Annotated in this window: 21 protein-coding genes; 9 read left to right on the top strand and 12 right to left on the bottom strand. The window is 70.7% G+C overall.

From position 1 onward, the window contains the following. Positions 1 to 47 precede the first annotated feature (47 nt). Positions 48 to 1,076, bottom strand: a complete 1,029-nt coding sequence (locus ABGB14_RS28505) for an amidohydrolase family protein (protein ID WP_347646893.1) — start codon at positions 1,074 to 1,076, stop codon at positions 48 to 50. A gap of 158 nt (positions 1,077 to 1,234) precedes the next feature. On the opposite strand from ABGB14_RS28505, the gene ABGB14_RS28500 reads away from it, so the two are divergent. Then, entirely contained in the window at positions 1,235 to 3,340 is a 2,106-nt protein-coding gene (locus tag ABGB14_RS28500; RefSeq protein ID WP_347646892.1) for a M6 family metalloprotease domain-containing protein, read from the top strand. Between the two features lie 95 nt (positions 3,341 to 3,435). Here ABGB14_RS28500 and ABGB14_RS28495 read toward each other — a convergent pair whose 3' ends face one another. Beyond that, positions 3,436 to 4,308 (bottom strand): hypothetical protein, encoded by an 873-nt coding sequence (locus tag ABGB14_RS28495; RefSeq protein WP_347646891.1) that lies wholly within the window; start codon positions 4,306 to 4,308, stop codon positions 3,436 to 3,438. 72 nt (positions 4,309 to 4,380) lie between these two features. Here ABGB14_RS28495 and ABGB14_RS28490 point away from each other — a divergent pair, with 72 nt between their 5' ends. Then, positions 4,381 to 5,163 (top strand): tyrosine-protein phosphatase, encoded by a 783-nt coding sequence (locus ABGB14_RS28490; protein WP_347646890.1) that lies wholly within the window; start codon positions 4,381 to 4,383, stop codon positions 5,161 to 5,163. Between the two features lie 74 nt (positions 5,164 to 5,237). Here the strand turns inward: ABGB14_RS28490 and ABGB14_RS28485 are convergent, their stop codons facing one another. Continuing rightward, a complete protein-coding gene (locus tag ABGB14_RS28485; protein ID WP_347646889.1) occupies positions 5,238 to 6,278 on the bottom strand; it encodes a Gfo/Idh/MocA family oxidoreductase in 1,041 nt (346 codons plus the stop codon). Positions 6,279 to 6,306: 28 nt separating this feature from the next. Next, the gene (locus ABGB14_RS28480) at positions 6,307 to 7,206 is read right to left on the bottom strand and encodes a PAC2 family protein (RefSeq protein ID WP_347646888.1); all 900 of its coding nucleotides are present in this window, start codon (positions 7,204 to 7,206) and stop codon (positions 6,307 to 6,309) included. Between the two features lie 664 nt (positions 7,207 to 7,870). On the opposite strand from ABGB14_RS28480, the gene ABGB14_RS28475 reads away from it, so the two are divergent. Beyond that, positions 7,871 to 8,770 (top strand): hypothetical protein, encoded by a 900-nt coding sequence (locus ABGB14_RS28475; RefSeq protein ID WP_347646887.1) that lies wholly within the window; start codon positions 7,871 to 7,873, stop codon positions 8,768 to 8,770. Positions 8,771 to 8,780: 10 nt separating this feature from the next. Here ABGB14_RS28475 and ABGB14_RS28470 read toward each other — a convergent pair whose 3' ends face one another. Next, entirely contained in the window at positions 8,781 to 10,901 is a 2,121-nt protein-coding gene (locus ABGB14_RS28470; RefSeq protein ID WP_347646886.1) for an ATPase, read from the bottom strand. A gap of 241 nt (positions 10,902 to 11,142) precedes the next feature. On the opposite strand from ABGB14_RS28470, the gene ABGB14_RS28465 reads away from it, so the two are divergent. The 3 genes from ABGB14_RS28465 to glpK all read left to right on the top strand — a co-directional run bounded on the left by ABGB14_RS28465 (position 11,143) and on the right by glpK (position 14,086). After that, positions 11,143 to 11,601, top strand: a complete 459-nt coding sequence (locus ABGB14_RS28465; protein WP_347646885.1) for a GNAT family N-acetyltransferase — start codon at positions 11,143 to 11,145, stop codon at positions 11,599 to 11,601. Between the two features lie 138 nt (positions 11,602 to 11,739). Further along, the gene (locus tag ABGB14_RS28460; RefSeq protein WP_347646884.1) at positions 11,740 to 12,567 is read left to right on the top strand and encodes an MIP/aquaporin family protein; all 828 of its coding nucleotides are present in this window, start codon (positions 11,740 to 11,742) and stop codon (positions 12,565 to 12,567) included. A 1-nt stretch (position 12,568) separates the two neighbouring features. Then, positions 12,569 to 14,086 carry a glycerol kinase GlpK gene (gene glpK, locus ABGB14_RS28455; protein WP_347646883.1) on the top strand — a complete coding sequence of 506 codons (1,518 nt, stop codon included), beginning with the start codon at positions 12,569 to 12,571 and terminating at the stop codon, positions 14,084 to 14,086. Between the two features lie 26 nt (positions 14,087 to 14,112). Here glpK and ABGB14_RS28450 read toward each other — a convergent pair whose 3' ends face one another. After that, a complete protein-coding gene (locus ABGB14_RS28450) occupies positions 14,113 to 14,958 on the bottom strand; it encodes an ABC transporter permease subunit (protein ID WP_347646882.1) in 846 nt (281 codons plus the stop codon). Beyond that, the gene (locus ABGB14_RS28445; RefSeq protein ID WP_347646881.1) at positions 14,955 to 17,618 is read right to left on the bottom strand and encodes a CocE/NonD family hydrolase; all 2,664 of its coding nucleotides are present in this window, start codon (positions 17,616 to 17,618) and stop codon (positions 14,955 to 14,957) included. Before ABGB14_RS28445 ends, ABGB14_RS28450 begins: the two co-directional genes overlap by 4 nt. 69 nt (positions 17,619 to 17,687) lie before the next feature. Here ABGB14_RS28445 and ABGB14_RS28440 point away from each other — a divergent pair, with 69 nt between their 5' ends. Both ABGB14_RS28440 and ABGB14_RS28435 read left to right on the top strand, forming a co-directional pair. Next, a complete protein-coding gene (locus ABGB14_RS28440) occupies positions 17,688 to 18,482 on the top strand; it encodes a class I SAM-dependent methyltransferase (RefSeq protein ID WP_347646880.1) in 795 nt (264 codons plus the stop codon). Between the two features lie 54 nt (positions 18,483 to 18,536). Further along, positions 18,537 to 19,721, top strand: a complete 1,185-nt coding sequence (locus ABGB14_RS28435) for a hypothetical protein (protein WP_347646879.1) — start codon at positions 18,537 to 18,539, stop codon at positions 19,719 to 19,721. Positions 19,722 to 19,773: 52 nt separating this feature from the next. Here the strand turns inward: ABGB14_RS28435 and ABGB14_RS28430 are convergent, their stop codons facing one another. Both ABGB14_RS28430 and ABGB14_RS28425 read right to left on the bottom strand, forming a co-directional pair. Continuing rightward, on the bottom strand, positions 19,774 to 20,814 hold the full coding sequence (locus ABGB14_RS28430) for a CopD family protein (protein ID WP_347646878.1): 1,041 nt from the start codon (positions 20,812 to 20,814) through the stop codon (positions 19,774 to 19,776). Beyond that, entirely contained in the window at positions 20,811 to 21,581 is a 771-nt protein-coding gene (locus ABGB14_RS28425; protein ID WP_347646877.1) for a copper resistance protein CopC, read from the bottom strand. Before ABGB14_RS28425 ends, ABGB14_RS28430 begins: the two co-directional genes overlap by 4 nt. A gap of 49 nt (positions 21,582 to 21,630) precedes the next feature. Between ABGB14_RS28425 and ABGB14_RS28420 the strand changes: the two genes are divergently transcribed. Beyond that, the gene (locus ABGB14_RS28420; protein WP_347646876.1) at positions 21,631 to 22,395 is read left to right on the top strand and encodes a class I SAM-dependent methyltransferase; all 765 of its coding nucleotides are present in this window, start codon (positions 21,631 to 21,633) and stop codon (positions 22,393 to 22,395) included. Here ABGB14_RS28420 and ABGB14_RS28415 read toward each other — a convergent pair. The 3 genes from ABGB14_RS28415 to ABGB14_RS28405 all read right to left on the bottom strand — a co-directional run bounded on the left by ABGB14_RS28415 (position 22,392) and on the right by ABGB14_RS28405 (position 25,531). Then, the gene (locus ABGB14_RS28415) at positions 22,392 to 23,372 is read right to left on the bottom strand and encodes a diiron oxygenase (RefSeq protein WP_347646875.1); all 981 of its coding nucleotides are present in this window, start codon (positions 23,370 to 23,372) and stop codon (positions 22,392 to 22,394) included. The genes ABGB14_RS28420 and ABGB14_RS28415 overlap by 4 nt on opposite strands. 75 nt (positions 23,373 to 23,447) lie before the next feature. Continuing rightward, a complete protein-coding gene (locus ABGB14_RS28410) occupies positions 23,448 to 24,047 on the bottom strand; it encodes a TetR family transcriptional regulator C-terminal domain-containing protein (protein ID WP_347646874.1) in 600 nt (199 codons plus the stop codon). A gap of 146 nt (positions 24,048 to 24,193) precedes the next feature. Continuing rightward, a complete protein-coding gene (locus ABGB14_RS28405) occupies positions 24,194 to 25,531 on the bottom strand; it encodes a HAMP domain-containing sensor histidine kinase (protein ID WP_347646873.1) in 1,338 nt (445 codons plus the stop codon). Between the last annotated feature and the right edge of the window lie 104 nt (positions 25,532 to 25,635).

Below are 25,635 nucleotides of genomic sequence, written 5' to 3'. Positions count from 1 at the left end.
GCCCGGAATGTGAGGCAGGACACGGGGGGTGAGGCGGTGGCAGCGCGTCAGCTCTCGCGGGTGAGCACGCCGCCGACGACGGTGGCGAGGCAGGGCGGCTGGGAGAGCAGTGCCGCGTACGGATAACGTCCGCGGGCGTCGAAGACGGCGAAGTCGGCACGGGCGCCGGCGGCCAGCGACCCGATCCTGCCCCTGCCGCGGTCCATGCCCAGCGCTCTGGCGCCGCCCAGCGTGGCGGCCTCGACCAGCCGGCGGTCGAGTTCCCTGGGCCGCAGCCTCAGCTCCCGCGCGCGGCGCCTGATCGCCCCGGCCAGCCCCAGCGGGCCGGTCGGTGGCGTGCCGGCCGGGCCGCGGCTGCCGAAGGCGACGGTGTTGCCCTCGTCCAGCAGGGCCAGCGCGTCCTGCGCCTGTGACGGCTCAGGCGGGCAGAGCGCCACGGCGGTCCTGCGCAGCCGCAGCAGCTTGCGCTCGCCCGGGTCCAGCGACCTGCCGCTCGCGACGTGGCACAGCGGGCCGAGCACCCCGTTCTCATCCAGCTCCACGGGGGAGTGGCGGTCCAGGCGGACCATCAGCCGCAGCCCGAACGTCCTGGCCAGCACGGCCACGTCCTCCAGCACGTGCGGGTCGCGCGCGTGGGCGGCGATCCCCACCACGCGGGGCCGCTCCGCCTCGCGGATGGCGGTGATGACCGCGTCCCGGTCGTGTTCCTCCCACTCCTCCTCGCCGGCGCTGGTCACCTCGACGTACGAGATGCCGGGGAGAGCCGGACCGTCGGCCAGGTCGGAGAGCACGCCACCCCGCGCGGTCACCCCCGGGGCGGGTGCCGGTGCGGCGGAACACGCGTCGACCAGCCCTGCCACGATCATCCCCGGCCACCGGAGCTCCTGCGCGGAGGGGTACGCGGGGAGCAGTTCCGCTCGCGGGCCGACCGCGAGCACCCGCTCGCCCCCGATCGCCACGGCGCCGCCGCGGATGGGGACGGTGCAGACGGGCACGACGAGCGGGGCGGAATGGAGGATGACGGGCCCGGGCGGGCGCCTGCCCGGAGCTGGACCGGCAAGCTTCGCAGACGGCATCAGGACTCCCGTCGAGACTTCCCCTCTAGGCATTAAACGTGAAGGCAGGATATGCCCGCAATCGGGACAAACCGGGCGAATCGCTAAGCCGGCGAAGTTGTCCTGCTTCCCGCCGTCTGATCGTTGATCTCCGACAATTACCTCTATACCGTCAATCCGTGAACGCCCTGAAGAAGCTGCTGAAGGGTTTACCCGCGGTCATCGTGATGATCCCGGTGAGCCTCATGGCGACCCCTGCTTCCGCAGCGCCCCCCACCGATCCCGAGCATCCCTGGCGGCAGGACCACTGGCCGCAGACGCAGCCCTGGCAGGTCGACGCACCCGACGACGCCCAGGCCCTGCGCACCCGCCTCCCCGGCGGCCTCAAGCCCATCGACCCGCAGAACTGGAAGAACCCCGACCACATGACGTGGGCGGACTACAAGAAGCCGCCCGGCACCAACTGGGCCGACCCCTCCGTCAAGGGGTCGAAGCGCACCTTCAAGGGCGCGCTCGTGCTGCTCGACTACCCCAACCAGCCGTTCGTGGCGACGCAGCCCCAAGGCTCGACGATCTTCGGGAACCCGAGCGCCGAGGCCCACGACGTCCCCCGTGACGAGGTGGCCACGTTCTACCGGGACTTCCTCAACACCCCCAACAAGCTCAACAGGGGACACACCATCCACGAGTACTGGATGGAGGACTCGGGCGGCAGGTACGGCGTGGAGCTCACCGGGTTCGGGCCCTACATGATGGCGGGCAAGGACCACGAGTACGCCATGGAGTTCCAGGGCGGCAACGGGTGCCCCGCCGGCGACTCGTGCGACAGGAACCTGCGCACCGAGGGCAACGCCGCCTGGCTCGCCGACGTCGGCCAGGAGGTGGCCGAGCAGTTCGACTTCGTCTTCTACCTGAGCGCCGGCCAGGACGAGTCGTCCACCTGGCAGGAATTCGGGATGATGAAATTCCCGGCAAAGGAGGACGTGCCCGACGAGTGGGGTCCGCCGGACGCCGCGCTGCCCAACTGGGTCGACACCCGCTACGTCGACTGGACCTCGTGGCAGGCCGGCTCCACCTTCTGGCCCAACGCCCGCTTCGGCATCGACTCGGTGCAGGCCGAGAGCTCCGGCATGGCCGTCTACGCCCACGAGCTCAGCCACATCATGGGCATCGCCGACAACTACAACAACCCGTACGGCGTGCCGCCGCGCAGGGCGTACACAGGCGTGTGGGAGATGCTCAGCCGCGGCAGCTTCAACGGGCCCGGCGGCCCGCACTCCCGCTGGCTCATCCCGCCGACCGCCGGCGCGTCCATGGGCGCCCAGCACATGCTCCGCAACAAGATCAAGCTGGAAATGGTCGACGAGCGGAACGTGCTGCGCCTGTCACGCGAGGCGCTCGACGAGTCAGGCCTGGTCACCGTCGAGATCCTGGCGCGCGCGGTCCAGCCGGGCAAGAAGGAGCTGTCGGGCGTCAACCTCTCCTTCGACACCGGCGACAAGAGCCCGGCCTGCGACCCGCGCACCGACCCGCTCTGCGACGGCGGCGGCTACCAGAACTACACGGTCGAGGTCGTGGACCGCATGGGCTCCGACTCGTTCACCCCCGACTCCGGCGTTCTGCTGGCCAAGACCAAGAACGAGGACCGGGCGCCGTTCGAGTGGGTGATCGACGCCAACCCGCAGGACATCGGCATGACCGACTACGTCATGCCCGACGGGACCAAGGTGCCCATCACGATCGGCGACTACCGCCAGCTCTCCGACGCCCTCTTCCACGCCGGCACCGACTCCAGCAGCGAGTACGAGTACGTCGACGAGGCCAACCGCCTGCACTTCTACGTCACCGACCGCAAGCGCGGCCGCGACGGCACCCTGTCGTACACGGTCGCGATCCGCTCGCTCGACGGCCCGGGGCCGCAGCGGCGCGGCGTCAAGGTGCTGCCCGCGGCCGGCGTGCCCAGCGGCAGGAACCTGTCCACCTGCACGTTCCCGCTGTTCAACACCGGCAGGGCCGCCCCGGTGCAGGGACAGCACCCCGAGGACGTCAGCGCCTACCTGAACGCCGACGTCTACCGGCTCAAGGCCGAGGTGCAGGGCAAGGGCTGGACCGTCCAGCTGCCGAACGCCCTGGCCTCCGTCGGGTTCGGCAAGCACGAGCTCGTCACCGTGAACGCGGCGCGCGACTCCGGCGGCGCCCGGCTGGCCAAGGTCAAGCTCACCGCCACCTCGGAGAGCGATCCCGGCAAGACGGTGACGGCCACCTGCCACGTGATCGGCCTCTAGAACCACGATGGGTACGGCCGGACGCCGTACCCCATCGGCCTGAAGCACCCGCGAGGGAGCCCGCTCGAACCCGCACAGCTCGCCCCGGCCCGGGCTCAGGCGAGCGGGCTCCTGATCAGCTCGCCGGCCGCCTGCCTCGCCTGCAGGATGCTCTCCTCGAACATCTTGCGCACGTGCGCCGCATGGTCGGTCAGCTCCCTGATGCGTTCGTGCGCCATCTCGTCGCGCACGGTGTCGGCGATCAGCGCCTGGTATTCGTGGGTCCTGGCGGCCAGGGCCTCCAGCCGCCGATGGGCGGAGTAGGCCTTGTCGGCCTTGCGCACCTGCTTGGCGTACTTCTCCAGGTGGCGTACGCGCCGTGACAGCGACGTCCACGCGGCGTCGAGCGCCTTGGTGTAGGGCTTGAACGCGTCCTCCATGCCCGACGGCAGCTCGCGGGGGATGATCCTGCCCTGCTCGGCGTGCATGGACGACAGCCGCCGCAGCCGGTGCGCGATCTGCCAGACCTCCTCCGGAAGCGACACCTGGTTGTCGACCGTGTCGATCAGGCCCGCCGCGTGGACCCGCGAGTTGAGGACGGACTCGGCGGCGTGCTGCGCCCTGCGCAGCAGCATCTGGCACGGATAGTCGAGGTCCTCCGGCAGGACGTAGTGGTCGGCGTGGCTCTGGGCGACACGGAGCTTCCGCCGCGCCGACCTGTTGGAGGTGTCCTGCGCCATCCAGCGGAACAACACGATCATCCCCACGCCGGAGCCTGCCAGGAACAACAACGGAGACCTGGTCAGCAGGGAGAGCAGCAGCAGGAGGCCGGGCAGCAGGAAGATCAGGGCGGGATGGCGCGTGGTGTCCAGCTGCCGGCCGGATCGAGCCATCCGGAGAAGGTGCGGGCTCGACCGCAGCTCGCTCGAGATCGCCGGGGGCAGCGTTGGATCGATCACCAGCCGTGGAGGCAGAGCTCGTGGATCCATATGTTCATGCTGCGTTATGAACGGCGATTCTGCTCACCATGGTGGACATATAGGGTCGCGATAATGGACGAGATGACGAGGTGGATAGACCTGGAAGGCGCGGTCAACGCGCGTGACCTGGGCGGACTGCCCACCCGCGACGGCGGGCGCACCCGCCGCGGGCGAATCTTCCGTGCCGACAACCTGCAGGGGCTCACGCCCGGCGACGTGACGCTGCTCGTGGGCGAGCTGGGCCTGCGGCACGTGGTCGATCTCCGCTCGAACGCGGAGGTTTCGCTGGAGGGCCCCGGGCCGCTGACGCGGGTGCGCGAGGTGCGGCACCACCATCTGACCCTGTTCGCCGAGGGAGGCCGGCACACCGACGTCGAGGCCGACGCCATCGACGGGGAGCGGGTGCTGCCGTGGGCGGAGCGCGGCCTGGACGAGGAGTTGCGGGTGACCGGCTTCTACTTCGGCTACCTGCGCGACCGGCCGGACGCCGTGGTCGACGCGCTGCGCGCGATGGCGCTCGACGACGGCGCGTCGCTGGTGCACTGCGCGGCGGGCAAGGACCGCACCGGCGTGCTGTCGGCGCTCGCCCTGGAGGTGGCCGGGGCGACCAGGGAGGCGATCGTCGAGGACTACGTGGCCACGGGGGAGCGGCTTGAGCTCATACTCAAGCGGCTGCGGGGCAGCGACACCTACCGTGGCGACCTCGACTCGCGCCCCGCCGACGACCACATGCCGCGGGCCGGGTACATCGAGCAGTTCCTCGGCGTGCTCGACGACCGTTTCGGCGGGCCGCTCGAGTGGCTGGCCGGGCACGGCTGGACCGGCGCCGACACCGAGGCCATGCGCTCCCGCCTGCGCGACTGACGGCGCCGGCCGCCGCAGGCACAGATGGACGATCCCCTGCGCCCGCCGGCCCAGGGGACGACGTACCCCGGCCGTCAGCTCAGGTGGACGACGATCCCCCGCGTGGCCGACAGGCGGGCCGCCTCGATGACGGCCAGCGCGTCGACCGCGCTCTCCGGATCGACGGGCGGCGCCGCGCCCTCGCGCAGCGCCGCCTCCACACCTCGGTAGAAGTCGAGGTAGGCGCCCGGCTCGGTCAGCACGGTGCGGCGGTCGTGCTCGGTGCCGAGCCGGCCCCAGCGTGACTCCTCGTCGTCCCCGAATCCGGGCGTGCCGGGCGCGGCGCCGGCCCGCAGCCGCTCCTCCTGGACGTCCATCCCGTACTTGACGAAGGCGCCCGCCGAACCCAGCACCCGGAACCGGGGCCCCGACATGGCGGCCATCGAGCTCATCCAGAGGTGCGAGCGGGCCCCTCCGGCATGCGCCAGCGCCACGAACGTGTCGTCGTCGGCGGCCACCCCGGCGCGCCGGACGTCGCTCTCGCAGTAGACCTGCGTGGCCGGGCCGAGCAGTTGCAGGGCCTGGTCGACGAGGTGGCTGCCCAGGTCGTAGAGGAGGCCGCCCACCTCGCCGGGCCCGCCGGACTCCCGCCAGCCGCCCTTGGGCTCCGGCCGCCACCGCTCGAACCTCGACTCGAACCGCAGCACCTCGCCCAGCCGTCCCTCGCCGGCCAGCCGGCGCACGGTGCGGTAGTCGCCGTCCCAGCGGCGGTTGTGGAACACGGTCAGCATGAGGCCGCGCTCCCTGGCCAGGCGCACCAGCTCCCGCCCTTCCTCGGCGGTCCTGGCCAGCGGCTTGTCGACGACGACGGGCAGGCCGTGGGCGAGCGCGGCGGTTGCCGCGGACACGTGGGTCCTGTTGGGGGAGGCGACCACCACCAGATCGCACCGCTCCCACAACGCGTCCACGTCGTTCACGCCCGTCGCGCCGTACTTCGCGGCCACCTCCGCCTGCCGGCCGGGGTTTCGCGTGACGACGGCCGCCAGTGCCAGGCCGGGGGTGGCGTGGATCAGCGGGGCGTGGAAGAAGGCCCCGGCGGGGCCGTAGCCGACCAGCCCGACCTGGATGTCGCTCATCGTCCCACCGTATCGCCGCGGGCGCGGGTCACTCGTCGTCGCGCTCGGCCAGGAAACGCTCGAACTGGGCGGCGAGCTCGTCACCCGTGGGCATGGGCGTCGTCTCGGCCATGAGGTTCTCCCGCTCGGTGCCCTCCGAGAACGCGTCGTACTGCTGCTCCAGGCCCTTGATGGCGGTGGACAGCTCGGCCGAGGCCTGGATCTGCTCCTCGATCTCGGTGTTCGTACGGCGGGCCGCCTCGCGCAGCGACTCCGTCGGGAACACCAGCCCCGTCCCCTTCGTCACGGCTTCCAGCGCGGCGACGGCGGCGGTCGGATATTCGGCCTGCGCCAGATAGTGCGGCACGTGCACCGCGTACCCCAGCGCGTCGTTGCCCTGCGCGCCCAGCCGCAGCTCCAGCAGCGCGGCGACGCTGCCGGGCACCTGGACGCGCCCGAACGCGCTCGTCTGCGCGTTGATCAGCTCGGGGCGGCTGGCATGCATCGTGACGCCCAGCGGGCGTGTGTGCGGAACCGCCATCGGGATGCCGTGCATGGTCACCAGCTTGCTCACCTTCAGCCGCGCCACCAGGTCCCCCACCGCCTTGGTGAAGAGCTCCCACTCCCTGTCGGGCTCAGGCCCGCTCATCACCAGGAACTGCGTCCCCGTCGAGTCTTTCGCCGCATGAACGGCCAGCTCGGGGTTCTCGCACTCGACCCAGCGGTCGGTGTCGAAGGTCATGATGGGCCGCCGCGACCGGTAGTCGAGCAGACGGTCGACGTCGAACGTCGCCACGACCCGGTGCTCCAGCTCGGCCAGCAGGTGGCCCAGCGCGAGACGTCCGGCACCGCCAGCGTCGACGAAACCGTCGAAGTGGTACAGCAACACCGGATCGGGCAGCTCGGGCGCGTCGTCTGCGAGCTTGTAGAGATCCTTCGGGTCGAACACGGTTGGACAGCCTTTCCCTAGGTACTCTCTCCAGAACCTACGGCGGGACAGAACGATTCCGCGCACGGCACCCTATCGAGGCAGAAAGGCATGCACGGACGGGGAACCGAAGGCCCAGGCGTCCGCCACGAAGCTGTTCGACCTGGCCAGGGCGTGCGACACGGAGCCCCCGCGCGCGAACGTAGAGGCTGGGGCACCGGTCGACCTGACCAACGGCAAAGGTGACACTTTCCTGATGCCGACGGCTTATTACGGTCACGCCCAGACCGTCGCGATGCTCGTCAGAAGAGGCTCCGACAGCGACCACACCAATGATCGCGGCCGGACACCGCTCGCGGGCGCCGGATGAGATGAAGGAATCGGCCGTGGTCAGAGCGCTCCGCGACACGGGCGCCGATCCGCATGCTGGTCAACCCCGCGCGCTGGACACCGCATGGACCTTCGCGAATGAACAGGGTCTTCGCTGGTTTTAGCAAAGCGGGACATAGCATGAAATATGCAGAAAAGGTCCAAACGTTACTAACTGTGGCCTTTTCAGTAGTCCATCGTCATGCTGGATGGCGTGGATACTTCTGCGCATTCCTCCAGCAGGCGACCCCTCCACATCCCCCCGTTGCCATGTCCGTTCCCCAGTGAGATCAACGTGCATGTGGCGGAGATCGGCTTGGAGAGCCATGCATGGGTGGTCGCCTCCAACATGCTCCCCAACGCCGAGACCGCCGAGCACTTCAGACGCTCCGAACTCGGCCTTCTCCCCGCGCGGACCAACCCCACGGTGCCGCGCGAGAGTCTCCGGTTGGTCACCGACTGGTACTTCTGGCTCTGGGCCTTCGACGACGGGTTCTGCGAGAGCGAGCTCACGGGGCACCGGGCCGCAGCCGTAGCCCGCGCGCTGCCGTCGCTCTTGGAGAGCCTCGACGAGGAGCGTACGCCGGAGCCCGGCGAGCCGTTCGGCCTCGCCCTCAGAGAACTCCTGGACCGGATCTCCGCCATGGCCACTCCGGAACAGGTGGAACGGTGGCGGAGCGCGGTGAAGGAATACCTGTTCGCCCAGATCTGGGAGGCTGCGAACCGCGAAGCCGATCTGATCCCGACCCCCGCGGATTACCTCCTGATGCGCCGTACCACCGGTGCCACGTACACCTGCTTCGCGCTCATCGACATCGGGGGCGGCTATCGGATCGAGACCGAGGACTGGTACCACCCCGACGTGCGCGCGCTCTCGGACTTGGCCTGCGACCTCGTCGGCTGGGACAACGACCTGCTGTCCTATGCCAAGGAACACCGCGCCGACAAGGCGCGGCACAACCTCGTGACCGTCCTGGCCGCCCACAAGTCGCTCCACCTTCAGGACGCGCTGCTGGAGGTCGCCCGGATGCACGACGAGGCCGTCGCGGCGTTCGTCGACCGGCGGATGGCGCTGGAGAGGTGGGCTCCGCGGCCAGTGCTCGACTACGTGCGCGGTCTCGAACACTGGGTCCGCGGCCACATCGAGTTCTCGTTCGGCAGCGCACGGTTCGTGAACGCCTGGCCAGACGACACCCGCTGGCCGCAGGCCGTCTGAGCCAACGATGTCAGCCTTCATCGAGGGCGACCAACTCGCCCAGCGCCATTGATGCTGCCTCATCGAGGTCGAGTCGGGCGCCCTCTTCGAAGGCGTTCTTGTAGGCGAGCTCACCCATACGGCGTGAGCACTCCCTGACGCACGCGTTGTGGTCAGCGGACAAGAACGGTGCGCCCAACTGCGGCAGTCCGGCCGCCCTCCAGTTCTGCTGCAGCGCACCCAGCAGGTGTGCGGCCAGCGGCAACCGGTCGAGGGCCACGAAGATCCGCGCCGATGACTCCAGAGCCAGCAGAGTGCCGAGGGTGTCGTGGAAGTGCAGCTTGATGCGCAGCCCTTCTCTCACATTGTGCAGGGCCTCCTGAGGGCGGTTGCTGGCGAGCCTGGCGCCCGCCAGCGCCCACTGCGCATGAGAGCTCACCCAGAGCTCCCCGCGCTCCTTGCAGACCTGCAGGCAGTCCTGCAGCAGGGACTCGGCCTCGTAGAACTCGCCCTGCGCGGTCAGGACGATGGACAACTCGACGATGGCGGGCAGCAGGCCCGGGTTGAGCTCCTTGTTGTCGGTGTTGAACTCGATCGCCACGCCCAGGAGCGCGCTGGCTTTCGGCATGTCGCCCTGGAGCATCGCCGCGGTGCCCTGCATCTTGGAGGCCAGGATCACCGCTCTGGAGTCGCCCACCCGGATGGCCTCGGTGCTGCACGTCTCCGCGGCCGACTGTCCGCCGACGCTGTCGCCCTGGGAATTGCGCACGTACGAGAGCACCCAGAGTGCCTTGCACCGTTCCTTGCTGGGGCTGGGGTTGGCCTCGAGCGCCCGCTCCAAATACAGGCGCCCTTCGCGGGCGAACCCGCAGCAGACCCACATGAACCACAACGACGACAGCAGGACCAGCGCCAGCGGCTCCTTGCCCGGGGTCTTGAGCGCGTATTCCAGGGCCACCCTGACGTTGTCGTGCTCCTGGCGCATGCGGACGAACCAGTAGATCTGCCGTGGCCCTGACCAGGCGTCCTCGCCGCGCTGGGCCAGGCTCAGGTAGTAGTCGAGATGGCGTTGCCGCATCTGTTCGGCCTGCCCGAGTTTGTCGAGCCATTCCTCGCCGTATTCGGCCAGGGTGTCGATCAGCTTGTAGCGGACGCCGGCGTGGTTGCTCCTGATCAGCAGGATCGACTTCTCGACCAGCCCGGTGACCAGGTCCGTGATGTCCTCCGACGGCAGCCGCTCGTCGGAGCAGACGAACCGGGCCGCGTCGAGCTCGAAGTCGCCGGCGAAGACCGACAGCCGCGCCCACAGCAGGCGCTCGGCCGGCTCGCACAGCTCGTGGCTCCAGCCGATGGCCGCCCGCAGGGTCTGGTGGCGGGGCAGGGCCGTGCGGCTCGCCCCGGCCAGCAGGCTGAAGCGGTCGGTCAGCAGGCCGAGGATCTGCTTCACCGAGAGGGCGCGCAGCCGTACCGCGGCCAGCTCGATGGCCAGCGGGATGCCGTCGAGCCGCCGGCAGAGCTCGGCCACGGCTTCGATGTTGTCCTCGTCGAGCTGGAAGTCGGGCACGCTGGCCCCGGCCCTGACCGCGAACAGCTGCACCGACTCGTTGGTGAACAGGCTCTCGGCCGGGTCGTCGCCGGGCACCTGAAGCGGCGGCACGGGCACCACGTGCTCGTACGGCAGGTGCAGCGACTGCCGGCTGGTGGCCAGCACCTTCAGGTTGGGAGCGGCCTCCAGCAGCTCGTGCACCAGCTCGGCGCACCCCTGCACCAGATGCTCGCACGTGTCGATGATGAGCAGCATGTCGCGCTCGCCCACCCATTCCGACAGCGACTCCGACTCCGCCCGCGAGGACTGGTCGGCGATGCCGAGGGCGGAGGAGATCGTGTGCTTGACCATGCCCGCGTCCTGCAGCCTGGCCAGGTCGGCGAACCACACTCCGTCGGGATAGTGGGCGCGCACCTGGTGCGCCAGCCGCAGCACCGTGCGCGACTTGCCGACACCCCCGATGCCCGTGACGGTCACCAGGCGCGACTCGGCGAGGTGCCGTTTGAGGTTGGCAAGCAGGCGCGTGCGGCCGATGAAGCTGGTGAGCTCCGCCGGCAGATTGCCTTCTCGCCGCCATCCTGTCGGGGTGGCCATGGGCAGCCTCACGGGGGGTAGGCGACACCTGCACTGGCATCGTACCGCCGTGCCTGCGGCCTGTCCTGGAGCCGGTGGACACGTCGGGTAAGGCTTTGTATGCCTAGGTAGCATGTTGGGCGTGAAAGATTTCCTACCTGAGCAGACGGCGGACGACACGGACGAGGGCTGGGGCGAGTGGCGCTCCGACGACCCCGACGCGTTCTATCTCGACAACAGGCCGCCGCACTGGGGCTAGCCTCCGGATCAGCACATGACAGGACACGCGCTGCGCGCCGCGACCCCCGGCGACTACGACGCCATCGCGGCCGTCGTCGATGACTGGTGGGGGCGGCCCGTCCTGCCCTCGTTGCCCAGGTTGTTCCTCGACCATTTCCACGGGACGAGCCTGATCGCCGAGGGCCCCGAGGGCCCCGGAGACATGGCGGGGTTCCTGATCGGCTTCGTCTCGCCGTCGCAGCCCGGCGAGGCGTACATCCACTTCGTCGGCGTCGCGCCCGGCGCCAGAGAGAGCGGGGTCGCCCGCTCGATGTACGAACGCTTCTTCGGCATCGCCCGCGACCACGGCCGGCACGTCGTCAGGGCCATCACCGCGCCGGTCAACGAGCGCTCCATCGCCTTCCACCGCCGGATGGGCTTCGAGGCCGGCGATCCCGTCCCCGGCTACAACGGCCCGGGCACGAGCCTGGTCACCTTCGTACGCACGCTCTGATCCGAGACGGCGCCCACCGCGCGTCCGTCCAGGCCGCCGCCCGTTCCTCACTTAATGTTATGTGTCATATACAGCCCGTATGCATTGCCTGATTACGGGAATGGCACACAACGGGTACGCGAGAGGAAGGGGATGGCCGTGGCCGGGCGTCTCGACCGCAGAGGGCTGGCCGGCGAGCTGCTCGCCGAGTTCGCCGGGACAGCGGTGCTCATTCTGTTCGGCTGCGGCGTGGTCGCCTCGGTCGTCGCCGCGGAGGTCGGCGATCACGACAGCATCGCCTGGGCCTGGGGGCTCGGGGTGGTGCTCGGCGTCTACACCGCGGCCAGGACCTCGGGCGCGCACATCAACCCCGCGGTCACGCTGGGGTTCGCCGCCTTCCAGGGCTTTCCGTGGTGGAAGGTCCTGCCGTACGTCCTGGCGCAGACCGTGGGGGCCTTCGTCGCCGCACTGATCGTGCGCTGGAACTTCACCGAGATCCTGGCGATGGCGGACCCGGGGCACACGCTCAAGACCCAGATCGTCTTCTCGACCCTGCCGGGCAACGGCACCCTGCCGGTGGGCTTGTGGGGCGGGTTCCGCGACCAGGTCATCGGCACCGCGATCCTGCTCTTCCTCGTCTTCGCGCTGATCGACACGAGAAACATGGCGCCCGACGCCAACATGGGGCCCTTCGTCATCGGCCTGATCGTCGTCGCGATCGGCATGGCGTTCGGCACCAACGCCGGTTACGCGATCAACCCCGCGCGCGACTTCGGGCCGCGCCTGGCGAGCTGGCTCACCGGATACCACGACGCGTGGCGAGATCAGTACGGCAATCTCTACTTCTGGGTGCCCATCGTCGGCCCCCTGATCGGCGGCCTCATCGGCGCGGGGCTCTACCAGGCGCTCATCTCCAGGTTCCTGCCGAGGCCCGAAGATCGTGACATCGTCAGACCGGCGGACCCTGACAAACGCGAAGGAGAATGACATGCCCGATTTCGTCGGCGCGGTGGACCAGGGCACGACGAGCACCCGCTTCATGGTCTTCGATCACGACGGTGGCGAGGTCGCCAAGTTCCAGCTCGAACACGAGCAGATCCTGCCCAGGGCGGGCTGGGTCGAGCACAACCCCATCGAGATCAGGACGCGGACCGCGGCCGTCATCCAGAGCACCCTTCAGCGCGCCGGGCTGCAGCCCACCGACCTCGCCGCGATCGGCATCACGAACCAGCGCGAGACCACGGTCGTGTGGAACCGGCGCACCGGCCGTCCCTACCACAACGCGATCGTCTGGCAGGACACGCGCACCGACAAGATCGCCGCCGCGCTGGAGCGCGACGGCCGCGGCCAGGTCATCCGCGACCGGACGGGGCTGCACCCGGACGCGTACTTCTCCGGCGGCAAGATCCAGTGGATCCTGGAGAACGTGGACGGCGTCCGCGAGGCGGTCGACCGGGGTGAGGCCGTCTTCGGCACCACCGACACCTGGACCCTGTGGAACCTGACCGGGGGCGTCGACGGCGGCGTGCACGCCACCGACGTGACCAACGCCAGCCGTACGATGCTCATGGACCTGGACACCCTCGACTGGGACGACGAGCTCCTGTCCTTCTTCGGCATCCCGCGCCAGATGTTGCCGGAGATCCGGCCGTCGTCCGATCCCGCCGCCTACGGCGTCACGACCCCGTTCGGACCGGCCGCGGGGGAGGTGCCGATCGCCGCGATCCTGGGCGACCAGCAGGCCGCCACCGTCGGGCAGGTCTGCTTCTCACCGGGCGAGGCCAAGAACACCTACGGCACCGGCAACTTCCTGCTGCTCAACACCGGCACCGAACGGGTGCGCTCGCAGAGCGGGCTGCTCACCACGGTCGCCTACAAGTTCGGCGACCAGCCCGCCGTGTTCGCGCTCGAAGGCTCGATCGCCGTGACGGGCTCGGCGGTGCAGTGGCTGCGCGACCAGCTGCACATCATCACCTCCGCGCCGCAGAGCGAGACCCTGGCCAGGCAGGTGGACGACTCGGGAGGCATGTACTTCGTGCCCGCCTTCTCCGGCCTGTTCGCCCCCTACTGGCGGGCCGACGCCCGCGGCGCCATCGTCGGCATGTCGCGCTTCAACACCGACGCCCACCTCGCCCGCGCCACGCTGGAGGCCATCTGCTACCAGAGCAGGGACGTGGTGGAGGCCATGCAGCAGGACTCCGGCGTGGTCCTCGACGTGCTGCGGGTGGACGGCGGCGTCACGGCCAACGACCTGTGCATGCAGCTCCAGTCGGACATCCTCGGCGTGCCGGTCAGCCGGCCGGTCGTCGCCGAGACCACCGCGCTCGGCGCCGCCTACGCCGCGGGGCTCGCGGTGGGCTTCTGGCAGGACACCGACGAGCTGCGCGCCCACTGGGCGGAGGACCGCCGCTGGGAGCCCGGCTGGAACGAGGAGAAGCGCGAGAAGGGGTACGCGGGCTGGAAGAAGGCCGTGACCAAGGCGTTCGACTGGGCGGAGACCGGCTGACGCCCGAGCCCGCGACCGGCTGACGCTCAGCTGACGACGTCCTTGCGGCGGAACCGGCGGAAGGCCACGGCGATGAGGATCGCCGCGTACGTGATCGACACCGAGGCGCCCTTGATCATGCCGCTCCATTCGAGCTCGGGCGCGAGCGCGTCGAGCCAGGCGTTGTTCCAGAACGTCGGCAGGAACTCGCGCAGCACGCCCAGCGCCTCGACGGCCTGCAGGATGGTGCAGACGATCCACAGGCCGACCGCCCCGCCGACCGCTCCGAGCGGGGAGTCGGTCATGGTGGAGACGAGGAAGGCCAGGGCGGCCACGACGAGCTGGCTGACCAGCGCGTACGCGATCACGATGCCGAAGCGCGGCAACACGTCGAGCGCCGGGATGGTCTCGCCCGTGCCGGGCACCTGGATGTCGTTCCAGCCGAACGCCAGCGTGCCCGCCACCAGCGCCATCACGGGCAGGCAGATCACGGCCGCCGCCGAGTAGCCCAGCGCCACGATCAGCTTCTGCCGCAGCAGCCGGTCGCGGGGCACCGGCGCGGCCAGCAGGTAGCGCAGGGAGGACCAGTTGGCCTCGCTGGCCACGGTGTCGCCGCAGAACAGCGCCACCGCGACCACCAGCAGGAAGCTGGCCGACACGGACAGCGCGAAGGCGGCGAAGTTGAGGCCGCTCTCCGTCGCCAGGTCGGAGATGCGCAGCGACTGGTCACGGTCGCCGCCCTGCGGCCCGAACTGGAACGCGATCACGAGGATCCACGGCAGCGCCAGCAGCAGCCCGAACATCGCGATCGTGCGGCGCCGCTTGAACTGCCGGACGATCTCCACCCGCAGCGGCAGCGTACGGCGGGGCGCGTAGCCAGGCGCGGCGGTCATGCCTTGTCTCCGATGAGGTCGAGGAACACGTCTTCCAGGCGCGTGCCGTTCCCGTTGCCGGCGCGGGCCGCCCGGGGAGCCGAGCTGAGCAGCAGCGACACCGGGCCGGCGGAGACCAGCTTGCCGCGGTGCATGACCACGACGTGGCTGCAGGTCTGCTCGACCTCGGCCAGCAGGTGGCTCGAGACGATCACGGTACGGCCGTCGCGCGCGTAGCGCTTGAGCACCTCGCGCATCTCCCGGATCTGGGGCGGGTCGAGCCCGTTCGTGGGCTCGTCGAGCACGAGCAGGTCGGGCAGCCCGAGCATGGCCTGGGCGATGGCGAGCCGCTGGCGCATGCCCTGGGAGTAGGTGCGTACGGCACGTTCGAGGGCCTTGCCGAGGCCGGCGATCTCCAGCGCCTCGTCGAAATGGGCGTCGGCGACGGGCCGTCCGGTGGCGGCCCAGTAGAGCTCGATGTTGTCCCGGCCTGACAGGTGCGGAAGGAATCCCGGCCCTTCGACGAACGACCCGAGCCTGGACAGCACGGGGGCGCCCGGCGTCACCCGTTCGCCGAAGATGCGGATCTCGCCGCCGTCGGGCTGGATGAGGCCCATCATCATCCGCATGGTGGTCGTCTTTCCGGCGCCGTTCGGCCCGAGCAGGCCCAGCACCTGGCCCTGCTCGACGCGGAACGACAGGTTGTCGACGGCGAGCTCGCCGTTCCTGTAGGCCTTGGCCAGCCCGCTGATCTCCAGCGGCACGGCCGGATCGGGCGCGGGCGCCTCGGCCGCGGTCCCGTCGGCGGTGAGGGGGGCGGCGGGTTCGGGGCCGGGGCGGGTGCCCGTACGGCGGCGGTCCCGGGCGCGGCCGGTCACCAGCAGCGCGGCCGCGACCACCACGGCGGCCAGCGGCATCGCCCACACCCACCACGCCACCCCGCCCGGGGCGGCGGCAAGCGTGCCGACCGTCGGGACGGTCAGCGTGGGGGAGACGAGCGAGACCTGGTACGTGGCGGGCTCGGCGGGCGTCGCGAACCCCATGTCCGTCGTCGTCAGCACCAGCCGCAGCCGGTGGCCGGCGGCGAAGGCGTGGTCGACGGCGGGCAGCGTGATCGTGGCCTCCGCGCTGGTCGCGCCCTCGGGGATGGCCACCCGGATCGGCGCCACCAGCCCGGCGGGCAGGGTGGGCGGCTGCATGCTGTCGGCCACGTCGTAGAGCTTGGCGAACAGGGTGGCCTCGGTCCCGCCCTGGCCCGACACCCTGATCGTGGCCGTCGAGCTGCCGGTGAGCTGCAGCGGGGCGGTGAGCGGCCGGGACTCGAACGCGGCGCTCTGGCCCGGCATGTCGATCGCGACGCCGGGGCTGTTCTGGCCGCCGAGCAGGCCGCCGATGCCGGGCACCGACGAGATCGAGGCGGGCGCGCCGCCGGGCGGGTTGGCGATGTTCTGGGCGGGGCCCGCCAACTCGACGGTGCTGGTGGCGGTGCCTCCGAGGCCCGGGTAGGAGCCGGTCTCGGGGTGCAGGCGGATGCGCTGGCGGGTGCCGGGGTCGCGACCGCCGTCGCGGGTCACCGTGAACGCGCTGACCGGCGGCGCCGTCTCCCCGTCACCCTCGCCCTTCAGATAGCGGGCGAACCAGGCCGACGACTGCTCGAACACCCAGTCGCTCTCGCCGTCGCCGCCGTCGTGCCCGCCGTCGAACCAGGCGAGGCTGACGGGCGTGCCCCCGGCGGCGATGGCCCTGGCGTTGGCGTCGGCGTGGCTGAGCGGGAACAGCGAGTCGCGCTGGCCCTGGATGAGCAGGGTCGGCGCCTTGATCTGGCCCGCCACGGTGATCGGGCTCGACTTGCGCAGCAGGTCGACGGCCTGCTGGGTGGGCCTGCCCGTCTTGGCGACCTCTTCGTAGACGGCGCAGATCTCGGGACGGAACCTGCCGCACCTGGCCTGCTGCGGCGTGAGCGGCCGGGCGGCCTCGGGCCGTCCCCGCAGCGCGAGGCTGTCGAGCGAGACGCCCTGGCCGAAGAAGATGCCCGCCCACATGCGCTTGAACACGCCGTTCTCCGCCTCGGGCAGGCTGCCCGCGGCGGAGCTCTGGCCGGCGTCGCCGACCGCGGAGAGCGGGGCAACCGTGTTGGGGAAGAGCGCGTCGGCCAGGTCCGACCAGGTGATCCGCGGGACGATGGCGTCGACACGCTGGTCATGCGCCGCCGTCATCAGCGCGATGGCGCCGCCGTACGAGCCGCCCGCGATGCCCACGCGCGGGTCGTCGGAGGCGTCGAGCAGGACCTCGGGACGCTTGGCCAGCCAGTCGATGAGCTGCTTGACGTCCTTGACCTCGTAGTCGGGCGAGTTGAGCGCGATCTCGCCCGTCGAGCGGCCGAACCCGCGCGCCGACCAGGTCAGCACGGCGTAGCCGTCCTGGGCGATGCGGATCGCCTCGTCCCTGACGCTCTGCTTGCTGCCGCCGAAACCGTGGCCGAGCAGCACGGCAGGCGCCTTCCCTCCGCCCGGCGGCGGGAAGAACGTCGTGTCGAGCTCGACCCGCTGATCGCCGGCCGGCCCGTCCACGACGGTGATGGTCTGGTCCTGTCCCCGCACCTCGGCACCCGACGGCCACACCAGCCACGTCGTCACGGTGAGGAGGGCGAGCGCCGCCGCCGACGCGGCCACACGCTTCATGGCGGTGAGCCTACTGACCGCACCTGAGAGATCGCTGAGACGCGCCGCCCGTGCCTAGGCTCTGACACCATGGACTATCTGGAGATCAACAGGGCCAACTGGAACTCCCGCGTGCCCATCCATGTCGGCAGCGACTTCTACGACGTCGACGGCTTCGTCGCGGGCCGGAGCCCGCTGCGGCCGTTCGAGCTGGAGGAGGTCGGCGACGTGTCCGGCCGCCGCCTGGCCCACCTCCAGTGCCACATCGGCCTCGACACCCTCGCCTGGGCCCGGCTCGGGGCGGAGGTGACCGGCCTCGACTTCTCCGGCGCCGCCGTCGCCCAGGCGGAGACCATCGCCGCCGCGTGCGGCCTGCCGGCGAGGTTCGTCACGGCCGACGTGTACGACGCGGCCGAGGCGCTGGGCCGGGCCGCGTACGACATCGTCTACACCGGCGTGGGGGCGCTGGTCTGGCTGCCCGACCTGACGCGGTGGGCGCGGACGGTCGCCGCGCTGCTCAAGCCGGGCGGCTTCCTCTATCTCGCCGAGTTCCATCCCTTCCCCGACATCCTGGACGAGGCCACGGGCACCACCGTCACCCACGACTACTTCGACCGCGAGCCGCAGGTCTGGGTCGAGCCGCACACCTACACCGGCGGGGAGGCCCTCGAACACCAGACGTCCGTGCAGTTCCTGCACGGCCTCGGCGAGGTCGTCAGCGCGGTGGGCGCGGCGGGGTTGCGGGTGGAGTTCCTCCACGAGCACGACTTCACCCTCTTCCAGCGCTTCGCCACGCTGGAGGTCGCCGACGGCCGCTACCGTGTCCGCGGCGGCGCCCCCAAGCTCCCCCTCATGTACTCCCTGCGCGCCTCGGCCGGCGGGTGACCGGCGCCCACTCCCGGCGGACGTCCTGGAGGGGTGACCGTAAGATTCTCTTCCGTGAAGTCTCCAGCATCGATCAAGAAGGCCGCCGAGTGGGCCTTGCCGTACTGGACCAGAGGCCAGGCGGGGCGCGAGACGCCGCACGACCTGTTCAGGGTGCTCTATTTCGGATGGCTGGTGGCGTTCACGCTCAAGCTGCTCGGCTCGGCGTGGGACGTCTCGTGGCACTTCAAGTGGCTGCGTGACGACCTCGCCCCGCCCCACCTGCTCAACTCCGCGGGCACGGCACTCGCCCTGGCCCTGACCGTCATCCACGGCTACACCGGCTACGGGGTCGACAAGGCCGCGCTGCGGCTGATCCAGTGGGGCACCGGGATCTTCCTCGTCGCGGTCCCGCTCGACCTGATCAACCACCGCGTCAACGGGCTCGACATCACCTCGTGGAGCCCGTCGCACATCATGCTCTACCTTGGAACGTTCTTCATGATCGCGGGCGTGGTCAGGGGCTGGTTCATGGGCGCGCCGCCCGGCAGGGAGCGGGTGGTCGTGCTCGGCGCGTTCCTCGCGTTCTTCCTGGAGAACGTGCACTTCCCCGAGCAGCACCAGGAATACGGCATCCTGTCGATCGGCGCCTGGGACAACGGCGTCGTCTACGCCGAGCCGATCCTGCTGCAGTTCGCGGCCGACCAGATGGGGCGGCCGATCGACCGTACGATGATGACCGGGTTCGCGCTGCCCGTGCCCGACTTCCTCTACCCCGTCTACGCGGTGGTCGTCGGCGTGGCGGTGCTGGTGGTGGCCAGGATGCTGATCGGCAGGTTCGGCGCGGCCACGCTGGTGGCGGCCTCTTACGTGGGGGTCCGCACGCTGATCTGGCCGCTGCTGACGTACACCGGGTTCCCGCCGTCGGCGGTGCCGTTCTTCCTGGTGGCCGCCGGGCTGCTGGTGGACGTCGCGTTCCTGGTACGGATCCCCGCTGTACGCGCCCTGCTGGGGGCCGCGGGTGCCACGGCCGGCGCGTACGCCGCGCTGACGGCCCAGAACGCGGTCATGGGCGGCGTGTACGACCTGCTCAAGGGCCAGGAGGGGCTGCTCGGCGCGCCCCCGCCGGTCATGTCGTCGGCCGTCTGGGCCGGGCTCGGCCTGCTGGCCGCCTGGCTGGCGGTGGAGTGGGTCGCCGGCAGGCGCCGCCCGCGACCGGCCACGGCCACCGCGCCCGTGATCGCGCCCGCCACCCCGTAGCGCCGGCCGGCCCCACCCGTTCCCGTGGCCCGGGGGCGCCTCGGCGCGGCCGTCAGACGATCGAGGCGCGGGTGATCGCCACCGCCACGCCGTACGCCAGCCCCATCACGCCGACCTCGGCCGCCGCCCATCCCACGAGGGCGGTGGCCCGGCCCTTGCGGACGGCGGGCAGCAGGCGGAAGCGGATGTGCGCCGCCAGCGGCAACAGCAGGGTCACCAGCGTCGCCTTGGCCACGACCAGGAGCCCGTAGTCGCTGGTCAGGAGCGCGTCGGGCAGTGTCACCCCGGGGGTGAGCGCCATCGTGCCGAGCCCTGTGATCAGCCCGGACAGCGCCACCGTGAGGAGGCACACCGAGGCGATCCTGGAGAACTTGGGCAGCGCCATGGCCAGCAGGCCCGGGTGGGGCGCGACGAAGATCGCGGTCACCAGCAGCCCGCCCGCCCACGCCGCCGCCCCCATCACGTGGATCTCCATCGAGATCATGATCGGGTCGTGCCAGACGGAGTTGACCGCGTGCCCGGTGACCGGGATGGGGAGCAGCCCGAAGAGCGCGACGATCACGCGCAGCTCCGCCGGCACCTTTTCGCCGAACCGCACCGCCATCAGCCCGATGCCCGCCGCCGCCAGCGCGCACGCCGCGCTGAACAGCAGCCCCTGGCCCGTGCCGACGGTCCCGACATAGTCCGCGATCATCCCGAACGTCGGCACGGCCCCTGGGTTGAGCTCGGCCGCCTGGAACACGATCGTGAGCAGCGCGCAGATCGCCCACGCCCAGGCCGCGATCACCGCAAGGGGCCGGACGCGGACCATCACCGGCTCGGTGTACTCGGGCCGGTCGAACCCGAGCAGCTTGGCCACCAGGCTGAGCCCCACCAGGGCGACGGCGGACACGTCGAGCAGGGCCCGCACGACGGGCAGCCCGACCGACACCAGCGGCCCCGGCATGGGGATGCCGGGCACGGCCTCCTGCTCGGCGAACGAGCTGGCGGCCACGGCGGCGACGACGGCGCACACGGGGAACGCGCCGGCGACGAGCCGTCCGCCGACGCGTCGCCCGGAGAGAGGGGGAGCAGGGGGAGCGGTGACGGTCACGCCTTCGTCTCCTCGGCCGCGGAACCCGCCACCCCGCCGCCCGCGGGACCCGCCGCGGGACCCGTGGTGGCGCCGGGCGCGGGGTCCGTGGTGGGGTCGGGCGTGGTGCCGGGCGAGGGGTCGGGCGTGGTGCCGGTGGCGGGTGCGGGATCGGTTGGGGTGCCGGGCGTGGCGGTGGCGGGCGGGCTGGTCAGGGCGGTTTCCTCAGCGGGTTTCGCGCGGCGGAGGGCCACGGCGGTGCCCAGGGCGAGGAGCACCAGCGCCCCCACGATCCACACCACGGCCATCCCGGCCCCGCCGTTGGCCGCGGCCTCGGCGGCATCGGGGTCGGCCGCGGCCTCGGCGGCATCAGGGTCGGCCGCGGCCTCGGCGGGGTCGGCGTTCGTGCCCTGGTCGGCGGTGGCGTCCGCGGCCAGGCTGAAGCCGATCTTCCCGGTGACCGGGTGCCCGTCGGCCGACAGGATGCGGTAGCCCACGACGTACGAGCCGCCCGCCGCCAGCGGCTTGACCTTGACCGACACCCGTTCGGCGGCGATCTCGGCGGCCCCGTCGGCCCAGGCTGACCCGTCGGCCCCGGTGACGCCCACCTGCGCGTATCCCTGGCGTACCGGCTGGTCGAACACCAGGGTCACCCGCGCGGGGGAGGACGTCAGCGTGGCTCCGTCCTCGGGGTCGCTGCCGATCAGCACGTTGTGCGCCTCGGCTGGGGAGAGGGCGATCCCGGCCGCCGCGAAGGCGAGCAGCAGGACCGTGAGTAGCCGCCTCACAGGGGAAACCTTCCATCGTCGCGTCTCGAACCTGTATATGGTCCCATCCATGGCGGACCTGTTCGGCGGCGCGGCTCCCTACTACGCCAGATACCGGGCCGGTCACGGTGAGCCGGCCATCGAGCACCTGGCGATGACGTTCGGTGACGACTGCACGGTGCTGGACCTCGGCTGCGGTCCCGGCACGGTGGCGATCCCCCTCGCGCGGCGCGTGCGGGGGGTCCTGGCCGTCGATCCCGACGCGGAGATGCTGGCGGAGGGCCGCCGGCTGGCGGCGGGGGCGGGCAACATCCGCTGGTTGAGCGGTGATTCGACGCGGTTGCGGGAGTTGCCCGGGTTCGACCATGTCGTCATGGGCAGGTCGTTCCACTGGATGGACCGCCGCGCGGTGCTGCTGGAACTGGACGGGCTGCTGCCTCCGCACGGCGTCGTGGCGCTCGTCGGACCGTCCCGCGCGGGTGAGGAGCTGCCGTGGGAGCCGGCCATGCGGCGGGTGCGCGACGAGTTCGGCGTCAACACCTTCACGGCCACCAACTCCTACCAGGCCACGGGGGAGCACCACGACGACGTGCTCGCCGCCTCGCCGTTCAGCGACCTCGACGCGACCGCGTACGAACACCGCCAGGTGTACGACCTGGAGGCGGTGATCGGCCTGCAACTGTCCTACTCCTACACCTCTCCCGCCAGGCTCGGCGACCGGGTGGAGTCCTTCACCCGGTCGGCCAGGCGCGCCCTGCTCGCGCACAACCCGCGGGGCACGTGGGAGCAGGTGACGGTGACCGAGGTCCTGGTCGCCAGGCGGCCGCCCGCCTAGGCGCGCCCTGGCTCCGCCCAGATGCCCATGAGCCGCCAGATCCGCCGGGTCAGCGGGTTGACCAGGCCGATCTCGGCGCACAGCTCCCGCGTCTTGCCGATGGAGTCGCGGATCTCCTGCCTGGCCGCCGGGTTGCGCAGGTAGATCTCCGACACGACGCTGAGGGGGATCTTGAAGTGCCTGATGAGCGCTCCGGGGGGCGCCAGCATGATGCGGGCCATCACGCCGAGGATGATCGGGGAGGCGATGCCGAGCAGGAGCCGCCGGTGCGCCGGCATCCGCGGCACCCGGTTGCGCAGGTAGTGGCGGGCGAAGGAGATGTGCCTGGCCTCTTCCGCGATGTGGATCCGCATGATCGTCTCTTCGAGCGGATGGTGCGCCCTGTCGTCCTTGAGCACCTTGCGCTGCACGTGGTCGATCGGGTCCTCGCCGCCCAGCACGAACACGAAGAACAGCTCGGTCGAGATCAGCGGGATCAGGGGCGCCGCCTGCGCGATCGCCGAGAGCGGGCCGGGCATGCCACGCACGGGCAGCTTTGTACGGTTCACGAACTCCTGGAACATCATCCCGTGATGTCCCTCTTCGATGGTCTCGTGGTAGACGTACCGGAACTCGGGGGCGCCGTTCGGCAGCCGGTAGGCGTAGTTGAGCAGCCCGCGCTTGAGCAGGTTCTCGAACTGCAGGCCGATCTTCATGGCGGTGGCCACCCGCCACAGCCCGATCGCCGCCCGCGTCTCCGGGGGCAGGCCGCGGTACCACGGGTGGCCGCCCAGCTTGTCGACCGTGGGCAGCTCCCAGCGCGGGTCGGCCGGGTCCACCTGGAACTCGGGGTCGTCCCAGGGAATGTCTCGATAGGGCTCCCAGTGCTTGTCGACCGACGCCTTCGAGAGGCGTTCGATGACCGCTTCGTAGGCCTTCCTGTTCGCGACCTGCTCGTCGCGTTCCCTGGCGGCGGTAGAGCTCGGTGCCTGTGTCATCGCGTGCGCTCCTCTCCTCGCCCGTTATTGTACGAAGCATCCAATAGCGCGGGAAGGTCAGGACCGCAGGTTTCGTCACAGCTTTTCCGGGGCGACTCCGATCTCGTTGGCGGCGGCCGTGCGGATGAGCGTGCCGGCCCGGCGCCGCGACAGGGCCCTGGGGTGCACGTGCATCTGGACCGCGAGCCCGTCGACCAGCGCCAGGATCCGCCACGTCGCCCCTTCGGGGTCGGCACACGTGAACTCGCCGGATGCCACGCCGGCCTCGATGATCTCGCGGAGGAGGAGCCGGCCCTGGGCGTCGATGCGGCGCGAGATGTCCTCCAGCTGGGAGCTGCGCATCGCCTCGGACCACGCGTCGATCCACAACCTCCAGCCCTCGGTGGGGACCGCGGGGGAGCAGAGCCGCAGGAGGGTGCGCAGCCGTTCGAGCGGCGTGCCGGGGGATCGCCCGATGTCGTTCAGCGCGTCGAGGTGCAGGCGGGCCACGTAGGTGAAGGCCTGCGCGAACAGCTGGTCCTTGGTCTCGAAGTGGTAGAAGAGCAGCGCCTGGCTGACACCGGCGGCCCGGGCGATGTCGATGGTCCTGGTATGCCCGAACCCCTGTTCGGCGATCACCTCGCAGGCCGTCTTCAGAAGATCCTCGCGCCGTAATCGGCTGAAACCTGATGCCACAGCAGGTAACTCTAATTTCTCGCTATAAGGGTTTTTATTGGACAAACTGGGCGCGCGCCGTCTGTTCTGTCATCTCGCGGTGATCATGGTACTGGTGGATCTCCGGGCGTTCTAGGCAGGGGGTCGAAAACCATTACTACCCACCTTTACTCCTCCCTTACCGGCATCCGTAGGACGAATCGGGCACCGGCGTGGGAATCCTCGATCCTCAGCGTGCCGCCGTGCGTGCGCGCGATCTCGCGGGCGATCGGCAGGCCGAGCCCTGTCCCGCCCGCGTCGCGGCTGCGCGAGGCGTCCAGCCGGGTGAAGCGCCTGAAGACCATCTCGCGGTGCTCGGGCGCGATGCCCGCCCCGTCATCGAGCACCTCCAGCACGGCCTCGCCGTCGCGGCGCACGATCACGGCGACCGCACGCTCCGCGTGGCGCTCGGCGTTGTCCAGCAGGTTGGTCAGCAGGCGGGCCAGCCTCAGCCGGTCGCCCGTCACGACCACGCCGGGTTGCACCGAGACCCGGACGTCCTTCGTGCGCGGCCTGGCGACCTCGGCCGTGACCAGTTCGCTCAGGTCGACCGGTCCGAGCCGGGCGGGGGCGCCCGCGTCGAGCTTGGCCAGCGTGAGCAGGTCGGTGACGATGTTCTGCAGCCGGTCGAGGCTGGTGAGCAGCTTGCCGCCGACCTCCTGCCAGTCGGACTCGCCGGGGGCGAGCAGGGCCTCCTCGACCTCGGCGCGCATCGCCGTGATCGGGCTGCGCAGATCGTGCGAGGCGTCGGAGGCGAACCTGCGCTGCTGCTCCATCGCCTCCTCCAGCCGCGCGAGCGTGCGGTTCGCGGTCTCCGCGAGCGCCCGGATCTCGTCGGCGTTCTCGGGCACGGGAACGCGCATCCCCCCGCCGCCGGCGGTGATCTCGGCCAGCTTGCCCGTGATGCGGTTGACGGGTGCGAGCGTCTTGGCCACCACGTGCGAGACGCCGTACCAGGTCAGCACGACCAGTGCCCCGGAAGCGAGGACGAGGAAGGCGATCGCGCCGGGCGAGGCGTACCAGGGCGGACGGGGGCGGAAGGCGTAGACGAGCCAGTCGCCGTCCGGCTGGTACACGCGGTAGATCGCCACGATGTGGCAGCCGCTGGAGAGGTACGGCAGGTCGCAGGCGTGGACGACGCGGTTCATGGTGCCCGGCGGAGGTGCCGCGGTGGTGAGCCGCGGCCCGCCCGCCAGATCGGCCGTGGCGGACACCACCTGCCCGTGCGGGTCGACGACCTGGACGCCTCGCACGTCGAGATGTGCCAGGAGCGCCAGCTCGGATTCCCTGACCAGGTGGGCCACCGTCAGGGTGGTGCCGGCCGCGTCCTGGGTGTGGATGTCGACGGTCGTGTTGTAGACCATCCACAGCAGCGCGGAACTCGTCGTCAGGCAGAGCAGGGCCATGGCGACACTGGCGAACAATGCCAGCCGCGCGCGTATGGAACGGCCCAGCCGTGCGATCACACCTTCCCCCCGTAGTCAGGTGATCACACCAAGTGCCTCCTACTCTAATTTACGGAGATTCCGCCGTTGATTCGAGTTGGGCCCGTACAGAGCAATGCTCTGTA

The organism is Nonomuraea sp. B10E15, assembly GCF_039871615.1.
Taxonomy (GTDB): domain Bacteria; phylum Actinomycetota; class Actinomycetes; order Streptosporangiales; family Streptosporangiaceae; genus Nonomuraea.
Note: the sequence above shows the minus strand (reverse complement) of the source record. Positions and strands in the feature narration are given on the sequence as shown.

Coding starts and splice junctions, on each gene's coding strand:
- ABGB14_RS28505 (WP_347646893.1), bottom strand. CDS start 1,076: ATGCCGTCTGCGAAGCTTGCCGGTCCAGCTCCGGGCAGGCGCCCGCCC.
- ABGB14_RS28440 (WP_347646880.1), top strand. CDS start 17,688: ATGGACTATCTGGAGATCAACAGGGCCAACTGGAACTCCCGCGTGCCC.
- ABGB14_RS28465 (WP_347646885.1), top strand. CDS start 11,143: ATGACAGGACACGCGCTGCGCGCCGCGACCCCCGGCGACTACGACGCC.
- ABGB14_RS28445 (WP_347646881.1), bottom strand. CDS start 17,618: ATGAAGCGTGTGGCCGCGTCGGCGGCGGCGCTCGCCCTCCTCACCGTG.
- glpK (WP_347646883.1), top strand. CDS start 12,569: ATGCCCGATTTCGTCGGCGCGGTGGACCAGGGCACGACGAGCACCCGC.
- ABGB14_RS28490 (WP_347646890.1), top strand. CDS start 4,381: ATGACGAGGTGGATAGACCTGGAAGGCGCGGTCAACGCGCGTGACCTG.
- ABGB14_RS28485 (WP_347646889.1), bottom strand. CDS start 6,278: ATGAGCGACATCCAGGTCGGGCTGGTCGGCTACGGCCCCGCCGGGGCC.
- ABGB14_RS28495 (WP_347646891.1), bottom strand. CDS start 4,308: ATGGATCCACGAGCTCTGCCTCCACGGCTGGTGATCGATCCAACGCTG.
- ABGB14_RS28415 (WP_347646875.1), bottom strand. CDS start 23,372: ATGACACAGGCACCGAGCTCTACCGCCGCCAGGGAACGCGACGAGCAG.
- ABGB14_RS28420 (WP_347646876.1), top strand. CDS start 21,631: ATGGCGGACCTGTTCGGCGGCGCGGCTCCCTACTACGCCAGATACCGG.
- ABGB14_RS28450 (WP_347646882.1), bottom strand. CDS start 14,958: ATGACCGCCGCGCCTGGCTACGCGCCCCGCCGTACGCTGCCGCTGCGG.